Source organism: Psychrobacter immobilis, assembly GCF_904846285.1.
Taxonomy (GTDB): Bacteria; Pseudomonadota; Gammaproteobacteria; order Pseudomonadales; family Moraxellaceae; genus Psychrobacter; species Psychrobacter immobilis_D.
Window position 1 is genome coordinate 1 of the sequence record NZ_CAJHAD010000021.1, and the last position, 12,851, is coordinate 12,851.

General features: G+C 42.9%; 13 protein-coding genes. 8 read left to right on the forward strand and 5 right to left on the reverse strand.

Annotation, left to right across the window (positions count from 1 at the left end; all coding sequences use genetic code 11):
* The first annotated feature begins 86 nt into the window (after window positions 1-86).
* The 5 genes from JMX13_RS11125 (at window position 87) to JMX13_RS11145 (ending at window position 5,261) form a co-directional block, all read left to right on the forward strand.
* Window positions 87-434 carry a carboxymuconolactone decarboxylase family protein gene (locus JMX13_RS11125; protein ID WP_201612564.1) on the forward strand — a complete coding sequence of 116 codons (348 nt, stop codon included), beginning with the start codon at window positions 87-89 and terminating at the stop codon, window positions 432-434.
* A gap of 206 nt (window positions 435-640) precedes the next feature.
* The gene (locus tag JMX13_RS11130; RefSeq protein WP_201612566.1) at window positions 641-1,654 is read left to right on the forward strand and encodes an alpha/beta fold hydrolase; all 1,014 of its coding nucleotides are present in this window, start codon (window positions 641-643) and stop codon (window positions 1,652-1,654) included.
* Window positions 1,655-1,820: 166 nt separating this feature from the next.
* Window positions 1,821-2,867: a bifunctional nicotinamide-nucleotide adenylyltransferase/Nudix hydroxylase gene (locus JMX13_RS11135; RefSeq protein WP_201612568.1), complete on the forward strand. Its 1,047-nt coding sequence runs from the start codon at window positions 1,821-1,823 to the stop codon at window positions 2,865-2,867.
* A 130-nt stretch (window positions 2,868-2,997) separates the two neighbouring features.
* Entirely contained in the window at window positions 2,998-4,395 is a 1,398-nt protein-coding gene (locus JMX13_RS11140; RefSeq protein WP_201612570.1) for a nicotinate phosphoribosyltransferase, read from the forward strand.
* Entirely contained in the window at window positions 4,389-5,261 is an 873-nt protein-coding gene (locus JMX13_RS11145) for an SGNH/GDSL hydrolase family protein (RefSeq protein ID WP_201612571.1), read from the forward strand. The genes JMX13_RS11140 and JMX13_RS11145 overlap by 7 nt, the downstream gene beginning before the upstream one ends.
* 140 nt (window positions 5,262-5,401) lie before the next feature.
* Here the strand turns inward: JMX13_RS11145 and JMX13_RS11150 are convergent, their stop codons facing one another.
* Complete coding sequence (locus JMX13_RS11150) at window positions 5,402-5,683, reverse strand: type B 50S ribosomal protein L31 (RefSeq protein ID WP_201546507.1); 282 nt, start codon at window positions 5,681-5,683, stop codon at window positions 5,402-5,404.
* 382 nt (window positions 5,684-6,065) lie between these two features.
* On the reverse strand, window positions 6,066-6,500 hold the full coding sequence (locus tag JMX13_RS11155) for a hypothetical protein (RefSeq protein ID WP_201546508.1): 435 nt from the start codon (window positions 6,498-6,500) through the stop codon (window positions 6,066-6,068).
* Between the two features lie 623 nt (window positions 6,501-7,123).
* Here JMX13_RS11155 and JMX13_RS11160 point away from each other — a divergent pair.
* On the forward strand, window positions 7,124-8,671 hold the full coding sequence (locus JMX13_RS11160; protein WP_201612572.1) for an FAD-dependent oxidoreductase: 1,548 nt from the start codon (window positions 7,124-7,126) through the stop codon (window positions 8,669-8,671).
* A 107-nt stretch (window positions 8,672-8,778) separates the two neighbouring features.
* Here JMX13_RS11160 and JMX13_RS11165 read toward each other — a convergent pair whose 3' ends face one another.
* On the reverse strand, window positions 8,779-9,456 hold the full coding sequence (locus JMX13_RS11165; protein ID WP_201612573.1) for a TIGR00730 family Rossman fold protein: 678 nt from the start codon (window positions 9,454-9,456) through the stop codon (window positions 8,779-8,781).
* Between the two features lie 411 nt (window positions 9,457-9,867).
* On the opposite strand from JMX13_RS11165, the gene JMX13_RS11170 reads away from it, so the two are divergent.
* Window positions 9,868-10,758 carry an alpha/beta fold hydrolase gene (locus tag JMX13_RS11170; RefSeq protein ID WP_201612575.1) on the forward strand — a complete coding sequence of 297 codons (891 nt, stop codon included), beginning with the start codon at window positions 9,868-9,870 and terminating at the stop codon, window positions 10,756-10,758.
* A gap of 40 nt (window positions 10,759-10,798) precedes the next feature.
* Here JMX13_RS11170 and JMX13_RS11175 read toward each other — a convergent pair whose 3' ends face one another.
* Window positions 10,799-11,488, reverse strand: a complete 690-nt coding sequence (locus JMX13_RS11175) for a putative quorum-sensing-regulated virulence factor (protein WP_201612584.1) — start codon at window positions 11,486-11,488, stop codon at window positions 10,799-10,801.
* Window positions 11,489-11,686: 198 nt separating this feature from the next.
* Here JMX13_RS11175 and JMX13_RS11180 point away from each other — a divergent pair, with 198 nt between their 5' ends.
* A complete protein-coding gene (locus tag JMX13_RS11180) occupies window positions 11,687-12,289 on the forward strand; it encodes a M23 family metallopeptidase (RefSeq protein ID WP_201612586.1) in 603 nt (200 codons plus the stop codon).
* A gap of 102 nt (window positions 12,290-12,391) precedes the next feature.
* Here JMX13_RS11180 and dtd read toward each other — a convergent pair whose 3' ends face one another.
* Window positions 12,392-12,844 (reverse strand): D-aminoacyl-tRNA deacylase, encoded by a 453-nt coding sequence (dtd, locus tag JMX13_RS11185; protein ID WP_201612588.1) that lies wholly within the window; start codon window positions 12,842-12,844, stop codon window positions 12,392-12,394.
* Window positions 12,845-12,851 lie beyond the last annotated feature (7 nt).

Consider the following 12,851-nt stretch of genomic DNA (forward strand, 5'->3'; position numbering starts at 1 on the left):
TATTATAATTAAATATAACAAATGAAATATGTCAAACCTATTTATTTACTAACTTACTAATTCATCTTGCTTAAAAGGAACATTCCATGAGTAAATCATTTAAAGACATCACCAAACACGTTTCGACCAATATGGCAAAACTACATAAGCACATCCCTGAAACGACTAAAGCTTTTTCGCAGCTTGGTGCAGCAGCAACGGCTGACGGGGTATTGGATAAAAAAACCAAAGAGCTTATTGCCCTTGGCTTAGCGGTTGGCGCACGCTGTGATGCTTGCATTGGTTTTCACGCCAAAGCTTTAGTACAACTTGGTGCAACAGAACAAGAAGTCGCTGAAACCTTAGGCATGTGTGTCTATATGGGTGGTGGTCCGTCAATGATGTATGCCGCCGAAGCCATTGCTGCATTTAATGAGTTTAGTAAAGAAGATTAGATACTAAACTTACTTGGCTTTACTATCAAAAAACTGCCCGTGATTGAATCCATCACGGGCAGTTTTTTTATATACGATGATGGGACACGCATCATAGATACCTCAGTTTAGATTCTTGCGTTATGCTATCACTTACCATTACTGCACTTATGTATTGATAAGCATATATAGTAATAAGCAACATTTGAGCTGAAGAGAACGTCTTTATGATGACTGAGAATCTAAAGTTAGTGACGACGAAAGATAACGTACAAATCGCTATTTGGGAGATATTCGATAGCGAAAAAACCCATCAACTCTCTAATGTTCATGCTAACAATGACACTACTAATAAAGGGCAAAATATTTTCTTAACTCATGGCACTTTTTCGGATAAAAAAACCTGCTTAAGAATCGCTGAATACTTAGCGGGACTTGGTCATCATTGCTATATCATGGAATGGCGCGGGCATGGGGCAAGCTCAATACCAAAAGACAAATTTAACTTTGAAACCGTCGCAACCTATGATTTTGCCGCTATCTTTGATTATTTATTGAACGAATTAACGCTTACTCATTTACACTGTGTCACTCATAGCGGCGGCGGTGCTTGCTTAACGATGTTTCTCATTCAAAATCCACATTATATCGATAAAATTAATAGCGTCAGTATGTTTGCCTGCCAAGTTTACGGCGCGATAGTAACCCCGAAAAACTATTTTAAAATTATCGCCGCCAAGATATTTACCCGTATATTCGGCTATATACCTGCCAAAAAACTCAATATGGGCCCCATCAACGAAAGTCATCACACCATGAGCCAATGGTACGAATGGAACTTGCGTAAAAACTTTCACAGTCATTTTATTAAGCAAAGTGATATAGATGTCAGTGGTATGAAAGAAAGTGCTTTTGATAAGCATCATCAGCAGAAAAAAATGACTGGCGTCGAAAGTCATGATTATGTTGATTATCGACAGTATATGCCAACCATTAGCGTACCAATCTATGCCATCAGCGCCAAGGGTGACAAATTCATCTCGCCCACTAAAGGTTGTCAGTCGCTTTTTAATGACTTTGATAATTCTCTCAACAATAACTTTGCCAATGTTTTTCGTGAATATGCGCTGAGTAATGGCGACTTGGACGATTATACCCATAGCCGCATCTTAAACAGTCGTACGGCTGCCAAAGAGATTTGGCCAACAGTCGCGGCGTGGATTGATAAGCATTCCACTTAAAAGAGTCGTATACTTTTTTGTCTGAACAAACTTGAATACAGATAATAGCCAATGATGATACACCCTTAAACATCTTTGCACTTGTCAGCAACTCCTATGCTGTGTCAGTATTGGTGGCATTACTTTTTTTAATCAATAAAATATCAGTAGTAGGAAAGTGGCGTATATGAGTGATTCATCAGAGCAGAATGCAGATAAAAACAAACACTATCGTTATTTGGTATTTATCGGTCGTTTCCAGCCGTTTCATTGTGGTCATAAAGCAGTGGTCGATGAAGCGTTAAAACGAGCAGATAACGTCATTATGCTGATCGGTTCTGCCAATCTACCTCGCAGTTTGCGTAATCCGTTTAGCGTCGATGAACGCGCGATGATGATAAAGAATGCCTACTCGCCAGCAGAAGCCGCGCGTATTCACTGCGTTGGACTCGATGATGCACTCTACAATGACACGCGCTGGCTTCAATATGTGCAAGCAAGCGTCAAATCTGTCACTGGCGACTTGCAAACTGACATTGGGCTAATTGGCCATTCAAAAGACAGCTCATCATATTATTTATCGCTATTCCCGAATTGGGCATCGGTTTCTGTGCCCAATTATCAAAATCTATCCGCCACTCCTATTCGAGACAGTTATTTGATGGGTGCCACGCCAACGCCTGAGCGCACCCCTGAATCAACCCGCAACGTCCTCAATGATTTTAAAAAGACTGATATTTATCAAAACCTGCATGAAGAAGCCGATTTCGTCGATAAATATAAAAGACAATGGGAGTCCGCTCCTTACCCACCAACCTTTATGACCGCTGATGCGCTAGTCGTACAATCAGGGCATATTTTATTAGTTGAGCGCCGTAGTATGCCAGGGCGCGGGCTTTGGGCATTACCGGGTGGTTTTTTGAATCCAAAAGAGACGCTATTTGATGCCTGTATCCGCGAGCTACGCGAAGAAACTCGCCTTAAAGTGCCTGAACCGGTACTACGTGGCTCTTGTCATAGTCAGCATACCTTTGATGATCCCTATCGCTCGGCACGTGGGCGTACGATTACTCAAGCCTTTTACTTTCAGCTTAAAAATGATCCAAAAGGTTTACCCAAGGTAAAAGGCGGCGATGATGCAGCCACAGCGTTCTGGCTACCGCTTGCTGAACTTGATGCCACCATGATGTTCGAAGACCATTATGCGATTATTACCAAAATGGTTGGATTATAGGTTGTTACTATTTAACTATTCAATTTTTATTGACAATTTTTCACGCCAGCGCCGATAGACGGCAATGGCTCACCGCCGCAACGGTTATTTAAAAAACAGTTGCGACATCTCAAAGCAGAGGAGTTCTGTGATGTATACCAGTAATTTAAACAATTTAATCTTAAATAGCGACAGCTATAAAACCTCCCATTGGGTGCAATACCCAAAAGGTAGTGAGTATCTCTCAAGCTACATCGAAGCGCGCAAAGGCGACTATGATGTGGTATTTTTTGGGCTACAAGCCTTTATCAAAGAATACCTAAGCACCCCCATCACCCATCAAGATATTGATGAAGCCGAAATGGTCATTCAAGCACATGGCTTGACCTTTAACCGTGCTGGCTGGGAGCTGCTGGTCGATAAGCATGGCGGCTATCTGCCACTACGCATTGAAGCCATTCCTGAAGGTAGCGTGGTGCCAGCATCCAATGTGGTCTGTCAAATTATCAATACGGACCCTGAGTTTTATTGGCTACCAAGCTATATCGAGACGGCGCTACTGCGTGCGATTTGGTATCCATCAACCGTCGCTAGCGTCTCGCATTATTGCAAAGGTATCATACGTCAGGCACTAGAAAAATCTGCGGACAATAGCGAGTCGCTGATTTTCCGTTTGCATGATTTTGGTTCTCGCGGTGCTTCTAGCCAAGAATCTGTCGCCCTTGGTAGTCTTGCTCATTTAGTGAACTTTGCTGGTACTGATTCGATGACGGCTTTGGTTGCCGCCAGCCGCTGGTATCACATGGATAAAGACATGCCTGCTTTCTCTATCCCTGCCGCTGAGCACAGCACCATGACTGCTTGGGGGCGTGACGGAGAAACCGCCGCCTTTGCCAGTATGATTGCGCAGTTTGGCGGCGCAGGTAAGAGCTTTTCTGTGGTTTCTGACAGCTATGATTTATGGAATGCCATTGATAATATTTGGGGCGGTAGCCTAAAAGATGATGTCAAAAATATGGGTGGAACTTTAGTTATCCGACCAGACAGCGGCGATCCAGCTAAAGTAGTACGCGAAGCATTAGAGCGCTTGGCGGTGAAGTTCGGTACGACCATTAATAGTAAGGGCTATAAAGTGCTGCCTGATTATGTACGCGTTATCCAAGGTGATGGTATCAGCCCACAAAGCTTGGGGAAAATCATCGATGTGGTATTGAACGCAGGTTTTAGCGCCGACAATATCACCTTTGGGATGGGCGGCGGATTATTGCAGCAAGTCAATCGCGATACCATGAGCTGGGCGATGAAGGCCAGTGCCATCTCTATCGATGGTGTGTGGAAGGATATCTATAAAGACCCTGTGACCAGCCGCTCAAAACGCTCAAAAAAAGGTCGTTTAGCACTGATAAAGAACAGCAACGGAACGTTAGAAACTATTAAAGCTGATAATTTATCGACAGCAGAAGATAACCTACTACGCGATGTATATATCGATGGTAAATTACTCATTGAAGACAATCTCACCACGATTCGGGAGCGAGCAGGATGGTAGCTACTAAAAAAATGCAGAATAAAATAGCCGCTGTTGCCAAGGATGTGTTTCTTGCTCCTGTCTACCTTTATCAAGGGCATAAAATCAAGCGCGATACGGTGCGCCTGCCCGAACCAAATGGCGAGAGGCATGGTCAAGTTCAGCTAGATAACCCTACTGGCAACCTGCCCAATACCTTAAAAGATAATAGGCAGCAAACACTAAATTTAATGATCGTTGGTGATTCGGCAGCGGCTGGCGTTGGTAGTCAGACGCAACAAGAGGCGCTTGTCGGCAATTTGATACCTCTCCTGACCCAGCAGCCTATTATTCAGACCAAATTTAATATATTAAACTGGTCGTTGCAAGCGACCACTGGTCATACCAGCTTTGATATTTTACGTAGGCTATATATTATGCCAGCGCCAAACTTACCTATCGATGTGATGATACTGAGTGTTGGCGTCAATGATACGACATCAAGTGTTTCTGTAAACAAATGGCAACAGCAAATCGAAGATATTGTTGCTATCGCCCAGCGTAAATTTGGCGTGCGCGAATTGGTTTTTTTAAGTCTGCCGCCAATGGCACAGATGCCGGCGATACCTGCACCGTTGAATAACTTTGTCGGTGCCAAAGCCTCTATCCTTGATAACACCTTGCAGCAAGTCTGTACTGCTCACGATGGTGTCACCTACATGGCAACCGACTTTGCCCGCATGATAGACGAACATTCTAATGGCACACCAATCGATATCAGAGTGATGTTTGCCAGTGATGGCTTTCACCCTAGCAGCCTCATGTACGGTTATTGGGCGCAGCAATTAGCAGAGCTGATTATACAGTTACTGAACCCTTCCCCTTCCGATGCTGAGCTTACTGACTAGAAACTATTGAGCATTTACTTCTAAAAATTTAAACAAAAAAAACCGCTGAATAGTCAGCGGTTTTTTTATGTTCTTAATACTATAGCTGTGCATGTTTGAGAAAACACATGCTCAAAATAATATCACGCAATACGTATGAATTATTCTGCAGCGTCAGTATCAGCAGCTTTCTTACGGCCACCAAACGCACCAAAGCGTTTGTTGAAGCTTGCAACACGACCTTCAGTAGACGTTTTACGTTGTTCGCCAGTATAGAATGGATGCGACGCACTTGAGATATCAAGTGGGTAGTATGGATATTCTGTACCTTCGTATTCACGAGTGGTTTTGGTTTTAACGGTTGAACGAGTTAAAAAGAACACGTCAGCGTTAGTGTCATGGAACAAAACTTCTTGGTAATTAGGATGGATATCTTTACGCATAATAAACTCTCTATGTCCGATGTATGTACAGCGCTTTTGATTAATCGCGTTTTTGACTATTAATCACACTAACATACGTAACTGAGGCACTAAGGACATCTTTTGGTCTGGCAACTGCGTCACTGGCTTATTCCAGCACCCAACACCACACCGCTGCTCACTTAGCCTTTCCCCAGCGGGAAAATCAAACCGCGATTTTAACGGTTTTTGCCGCTTGATGCAAGTAGCTTCTATGATAAGACCGCGCCTTAAGCTCGTCTTGAAGACATTATACGATGTCAAAAAACTGTACAAATTACCAAAAAAAAGCAGCCACACTGGCTGCCTTTTTATGGAAAACTTATTTTTGTTATGGAAAAATTATTTTTAGCAAATTCAAAAGTTATTTGGTTTTTACGATATGCCAAACGCCAAGTTTGTTATCGCCATCTTTATCACCAACCTTGGTGTCATTGGCATAAAAATATAACGGCTTACCATTCATCGCCCACTGATATTTGCCATCTTCGCGTTTAAAGGCGGCAAACTGCCCTGACGCTTTAGCATTACTTGGCGCCAAAAATGCTGGCCAAGCGAGCAGACAGGCAGAGCCACATTCTGACTTATTCATAGCATCTTTATCAAAAGTATAAAGGGTCATATGGTTGCTGGCATCAACCAACATGCCATTCTTACTGACGACTGGGGCAGTATTTTTAGTGGTCGCTTGCACATCATGCATGCCTGAATCGTCATTGCCAAACATGTTGTTAAAAGTAGAACAACCGCTAAGCGCTAATGCACCAGAAATGACAGATAACATAAGTATGTGTTTCATAATAACTTCCTTGTTAATAGTGGAAAATTCTTTAGATTTCTTTTTGTCGTCTGTAGGTCTAAACCTTAATGTATAAAATAGCTTAAGACTGACTACAAGCATTTTTAATATAGCATAGACATAAAGTCAGTCTTTTCTATCATTATATAAATTTACAAAAACGTATAAATATTACAAATTAAGTAAAATTCACTCTCTAATTTTATAAAAAATGCTTTTCTAATTTTGTGCTGCAGTTGTCCCTTTCCTCGCTATTCATTGACAAAACTCATGCATCTACTTACGTATTCGCCATGCCATTATTGGTAGTTTATTCGTAGAATAGTCGATTGAAATTAAGAATTACTACACAATAAAAAATGTGCCTGTAAACGTGACTATGGCGGCTTAAGATGAATATTGAACTTAGTAGCCGTTGCACACATATAGGTAGTCTTGCATTAGAAAAAAACACGCTATTTAAAATATAAGCGTGGCAGATATAAGAGTTAAGAACTTAGAAATTGAAATTAAAATTAAGAAACTAAGAAGCTTAGAAACTGACAAACGAATTATTTAACGAAGACGCCGAGCCATTCCTGATGACTGATAATAGGAATGCGATTAAGGATATGACAACGACAATGACTCATTCTGTTACGAACAATCAAGCGCCTACCACCAAACGGGTTGGTATTCTCGGTGGCGGTACAGCGGGGGCAACGATTGCGATTCGCCTTGCAGCATTAGGGCTTGAAACCTATTTATTTGAAAAAAACACCTCGCTTATCGATGGTCCGCCGATGTGCCATTTGCATGCGGGCGGCAATCTATACCGCGAAATTCCTGATGAAGATTGCGTCGCCCTGCTCAAACAATGTATCGATATTTTGCGACTTTATCCTTATACCATTGATGTGCGTCCAACGGTATTTGCCGTACCAACGCGTGATGAGGGTTTGCCTGAAGACTTGCTACCACGCCTTGATATCTTGACTGACGCTTATCGTGAGCTTATCGCCGAAGATGCTAGGAATAAAGTACTTGGTGAACCTGAAAATTATTATCAGCTCTACAGCCATGAACAACTGATTGCACTATCTGAGCGCGAGCAAGTTGCTGTGCCGCGCACGGTTGACGAATGGATGATACCAGTCGCTAAGTATTTGGATTTAAATAAGGTTAAATTTCCGCTGATTGTCGTGCAAGAATATGGCTGGAATATCTTCCGCTTGGCAGCTTCTGCACAATTGGCTTTAGAAGGCTATGAGCATGCGCATGTCTTTACCGATACGCAGGTTAAGCAAGTCATGCCAGTTGATTGTGAGAATTGCTCAAACGCTGACCACCATGTCACTAAATGGCGTATTGATTATCAACAAGCGGCCAGCTCTGACATTGAACTTGAAACCGAAGTCAAAACTGAATCTATCGAAGTCGATTACTTAATCAACGCTTGTGGCTTTCGCACGGGCGTTATCGACGATATGGTCGGCGTCAAAGTCACACGCATGGTCGAGTTTAAGTCCTCTTATATTACCCATTGGAATGACACCGGTGGGCAAATACCAGAGATTATCGTCTATGGCGAGCGCGGAACCCCTGAAGGCATGGCGCAGCTAACGCCTTATCCCGGGGGCTATTTTCAAATACATGGCATGAGCAAATTTATCACCTTATTTGATGATGGTTTGGTGGCCTCTAATAAAGACAGCGCCCAACCTGAATTGCCGTCGCAATACCTGCACTATATCGAAGATGGCTGGGATAAAGCACCGCTGCAAGCACGTAGCCAGCAAGCGATTGACTATGTCGCTGAGTTTGTGCCGACCTTCCATAGCGCGCGTACAGTCGGGAACGCACTATATGGTGGGCAGCAAATACCCGGTCAGGATGATACCCTGCGGGTAGCGGATGTGAGCTTGTACTCTAATATCCGCTATGCACGCGCGGAAAACGTCAAAGCCTCATCGACGCTGATTGCTGCTGATCAAATCGTCGATGAATTGACTGAACTTGGTTTGGTTGATAACGACGCAATAGAAAACCGTCAACGTTATGCCCATGAATGGGCGTATTTGGCACAAAACGATAGCGTAGCGATTGATAATGTCGCGCGTCATTTGGCACAAGAACGCGGCTTTCCATTAGCAATGGCTGGCGTAAATCATGGTATTCATGAGACGAGTTAAAATGATTTAAATGTTAATAAAGTTAAAAAAAAAAGGAGAGAAGAACTAACGATAAGCCCTTCTCTCCTTTTTTATATAAAAACAGTATATATTAGCGCTTAGTTCGCTTAATTACCGGCCATTTTTTCGGTATCGACCGCGCCTTCTATGGTTACCACTGTTTTTAGCATATCAATCGCTTCACTAATGCTATTACAAACGACCAGACGCTCAAGGTCTTGTTGTTTCATAAATCCTTGGTCAGCGGTATATTTTAAATGCTCAATCATACGATCATAAAAACCATTGATATTCAGAATAATCATTGGTTTTTCGTGCTGATATAACTGACGCCACGTGGCGATTTCCATGATTTCTTCTAATGTACCAAGCCCACCCGGCAAGGTAATAAAGGCATCGGCATACTCTGCCATCACCGTTTTACGGGTATGCATGGTATCGGTCAAATGCAGGCGAGTCAGCTGCTCATGGGCAATCTCGTGCTTCAGCATAAAAGTTGGAATCACACCAACCGCTTGCGCGCCGCCTTGGATGACCTCATCTGCCACTGCACCCATCAGCCCTATGCTCGCGCCGCCGTAGACCAACCCCATACCATTATCGGCAAGCTCACGTCCGAGCTCACGGGCTGACTGCTCATAAACCTCATTATTACCCAAACGCGAACCACAATATACCGCTACCAGAGGCATCAACAACGTTGATTTATCTACGGCTTTTTCAATATTGGTAATGTCTTGACTGGTAATGACTTCATAAGTGTCATTGTTAATTTTCATTTGCATATAGCTTCCTTAGTTTTTATATCGATTGTTTTGATTGTATATCCAATTTTTAAATACGCAGCTTTTAAATACGTCAGGGTGAAATACCTAGCTATTAAAACATGTTTACTGATGCGTGTTGTTTTGTTGATGTGTGTTGGTTGGTCAAAAATAAATGCTGATGAATAATATCAGCTAAGATAAAGAGCATAGAACTTGGAAGTCATTTTCGCACACCTTCCCAACTAAGATTTATTTTATCATACGCAGTGCTACCACGCGGTTATCACACCGTCATCAGACAGATTAAGCGATTAATCACGCGGCAATGACTACCTGTTAAGCGTGCCATATTGATAAGTTATTGCAAACAACTGACTGCTTTGCGCCAATTAAAACCATACAACACTCATAAAAAATCAAGGTTAAACCATGGAAAATACGCAACACCAAACGGATACTTATTCACTCAGCATCATGACTGATCGCAATCAAGCATTGGCAGCGACTGTCTATCGTCCTAAAAATGAGATGAAAGCAGCGGTCATGATCGCGCCAGCCACCGGTATCAAACGTCAGTTCTATCATAATTTTGCCACTTACTTAGCAGAAAGTGGCTTTGGTGTCCTAACCTTTGATAATGAAGGTATCGGCGAATCGCTTTCCTCTGCTTTGGCGAAATGTGATGCTTCTTTAATCAGTTGGGGTCGCCACGACATGCCAGCCGTTCTTGATGCGTTGCAAGATGAATTTTCAGATGTCACTTATCATTTGATTGGTCATAGCGCTGGCGGTCAGCTGATTGGTTTGATGCCAAATTATAAGGCTATCGCTTCAGTATTTAATGTCGCTTGCTCATCAGGGCAAATTAAAAATATGGCCATGCCTTATAAGCTTAAAGCGATGGGTTTTATGGATGCCTTTATTCCACTCACTAACTTAACGTTCGGTTATACCCCAGCGGATAAAATCGGTATGGGCGAGCCGCTACCACGCGGCGTGGCTCGTCAATGGCGCGAATGGTGTAATGGCGCAGGCTATATCAAGACCGCTTTTGGCAAAAGTATCCATACCCATTTTTATGATGAGCTTGACATGCCAGCATTATGGCTCGGCTTTAGCGATGATGAGATTGCCAATAGCAAAAACATGGATGACATGATTCGTGTCTTTACCAAAATGCCAGTCGAAAAACGCTTTTTTGAACCAAAAGAATTTGGCTTAAATAGTATAGGTCATATGCGCTATTTCAGTAGCAGAACCCACGCTAAAGCCCCACAGCTTTGGCAAATGACAGTAGATTGGCTAAATAAGCAGCAATAGTTTCAGATTTTTCAATCCATTTAAGCGTAAATAAGTCTATTCAGTCTTGCGAACTTCTTGAGATTTCTTCTGCTTTAACACGCTTGGTCAAGGCCGAATAAAGCGACGGCTGCATATTATGGATGTTACCTAGCATCCATTTTACGTAGCTGATTGGCACATCTTTAATCGGCATGCCCTTATGTTTACCAAAGGGCATTTTGCTCACCGGATTGGCTTTATTGGCGATAGCGTGAGCAGCAGCAAAATCTGTCGGTGCAATTTCTAAGCGCTCGCAGCACGCCTGATAAAGCAGATAACACATACGTGCATCACCCAGCGCATCATGAGCAGCAATCGTCATTCTGCTTGCTTCCCCTTTGCCTAATAACTGCTCGATGCATTTAGATTGACCGTAAGCACTCCACTCTGGAAATGCCACGCGCGCCAGCCGCACCGTACATATCAGCTTAGCGGACGGACTCCCAATCACCCGCCAATCAAAGCGTACATTATGCCCTATCAGATACTGCGGCAGCTCAAACGCATCCAGCTCAAAGCGCTCAAGACCTGCGACATCGTCATCGGTGATACCATGGATTCTAATGACGACTGGCGATATCGAACGGCCACTATTAAAGTATTTCATCCACTCAAATCCCGTCGCCACATTAATAGTCGCCACTTGAATCGGACGCGGATCACGGCCTTGGTCGGTTTCGGTATCGATAATCAGCGCAGTATCAATCATAAAGATTTAGCCATAGGTAGCAACATTGGTGTTTTACGTGAATTTAAAAGCTATGTAGATTTAAAAACTACGTGATTTTTAAAAACAACGTTATATTTATGGGGATAAAATTTAAAGATAACAATGGCATACACAGAATAGAGACCTTAACTCTTATACTATCTATCAGCGTTAATTTAAAAAAATAAAGAGATATCGATGCTAGCAGATGGCAATAACCCGCAGCCAAATTCAAAACCAAAATTTTTACGCCGTATACTAAGCGTATTCATCAAGGCGGTTGTGTTATTAATACTATTATTTGTATTTGACAAGCTGTTACCGAGTATCAGTCAGCAAACTCAATCGTTTGTACTGGCAAAATGGCAACATCTCAGTTTATTACAACAAGAATTACCCACAGAAAACAGCCTTCCCTCGCCATTACCAGAACAGCATCTAGCCGATACGTGGGGCGGCGCCCGCAGCCAAGGTCGCTCTCATGAAGGCATCGATATATTTGCCGCGCGGGGCACACCGATACAGGCAACGACTCAAGGCATCGTCAGTAAAGTTGGCGAAAATACGTTAGGCGGTCGCGTGGTGTTCATCATTGGACCAGGCGGCGCAGGACATTATTATGCGCATCTAGAAGATTATGCCGATATTAGCCCGAACGACTGGGTCAATGCCGGCGATATCATCGGTTATGTCGGCGACAGTGGTAATGCCAAAGGTACGCCGCCGCACGTCCATTACGGGATTTATATCAATGGCAGCGCGGTCAACCCTTATCCACTTTTGCAAAAACCTGATAGCTAGCTTTTAAGTTTTTAGCCTTTAAGACTTTAAGACTTTAGTGTGAAAACTTTAGCTTCTAAAATATTCAGCTTGTAAAAATCAAGATTCTAAAACGTTAAACCTTTAAACTTCCAATATGAAATTTAACGGTCCATCATTGATACTGGACACTTGCATATCAGCGCCAAACTCACCAGTCGCCACATTAGGATGTTGAGTCTTGGCATAATTTACCAATTGCTCAAATAATACTTGCGCGGCATCGGGTGCCATCGCTTCGCCAAAGTCAGGACGGCGACCTTTATCGGTTTTCGCCATCAAGGTAAATTGTGAGACTAATAATAAGCCACCGCCTACTTGCTGGACATCTTTATCCAATTTACCAAACTTAGCAGGGTCATCATCATTATCAAAAATGCGATAAGTGAGGATTTTATCAATCATACGCTGCGCACTTTGCAGATTATCATCATGGCCTAAGCCAATATATGCCAATAGGCCATGCTCAATCTTACCAACGCAGTGCTCATCAACAGTGACACTCGCACGATGCACCCTTTGTATCAGTGCTCTCATTTACAGC

Excerpts from the sequence above, each read along its gene's own strand:
- JMX13_RS11170 (WP_201612575.1), top strand. The coding sequence starts at position 9,868 with ATGGAAAATACGCAACACCAAACGGATACTTATTCACTCAGCATCATG.
- JMX13_RS11135 (WP_201612568.1), top strand. The coding sequence starts at position 1,821 with ATGAGTGATTCATCAGAGCAGAATGCAGATAAAAACAAACACTATCGT.
- JMX13_RS11155 (WP_201546508.1), bottom strand. The coding sequence starts at position 6,500 with ATGAAACACATACTTATGTTATCTGTCATTTCTGGTGCATTAGCGCTT.
- JMX13_RS11175 (WP_201612584.1), bottom strand. The coding sequence starts at position 11,488 with ATGATTGATACTGCGCTGATTATCGATACCGAAACCGACCAAGGCCGT.
- JMX13_RS11125 (WP_201612564.1), top strand. The coding sequence starts at position 87 with ATGAGTAAATCATTTAAAGACATCACCAAACACGTTTCGACCAATATG.
- JMX13_RS11130 (WP_201612566.1), top strand. The coding sequence starts at position 641 with ATGATGACTGAGAATCTAAAGTTAGTGACGACGAAAGATAACGTACAA.
- JMX13_RS11150 (WP_201546507.1), bottom strand. The coding sequence starts at position 5,683 with ATGCGTAAAGATATCCATCCTAATTACCAAGAAGTTTTGTTCCATGAC.
- JMX13_RS11140 (WP_201612570.1), top strand. The coding sequence starts at position 2,998 with ATGTATACCAGTAATTTAAACAATTTAATCTTAAATAGCGACAGCTAT.
- JMX13_RS11160 (WP_201612572.1), top strand. The coding sequence starts at position 7,124 with ATGACTCATTCTGTTACGAACAATCAAGCGCCTACCACCAAACGGGTT.
- JMX13_RS11145 (WP_201612571.1), top strand. The coding sequence starts at position 4,389 with ATGGTAGCTACTAAAAAAATGCAGAATAAAATAGCCGCTGTTGCCAAG.
- JMX13_RS11165 (WP_201612573.1), bottom strand. The coding sequence starts at position 9,456 with ATGCAAATGAAAATTAACAATGACACTTATGAAGTCATTACCAGTCAA.
- JMX13_RS11180 (WP_201612586.1), top strand. The coding sequence starts at position 11,687 with ATGCTAGCAGATGGCAATAACCCGCAGCCAAATTCAAAACCAAAATTT.
- dtd (WP_201612588.1), bottom strand. The coding sequence starts at position 12,844 with ATGAGAGCACTGATACAAAGGGTGCATCGTGCGAGTGTCACTGTTGAT.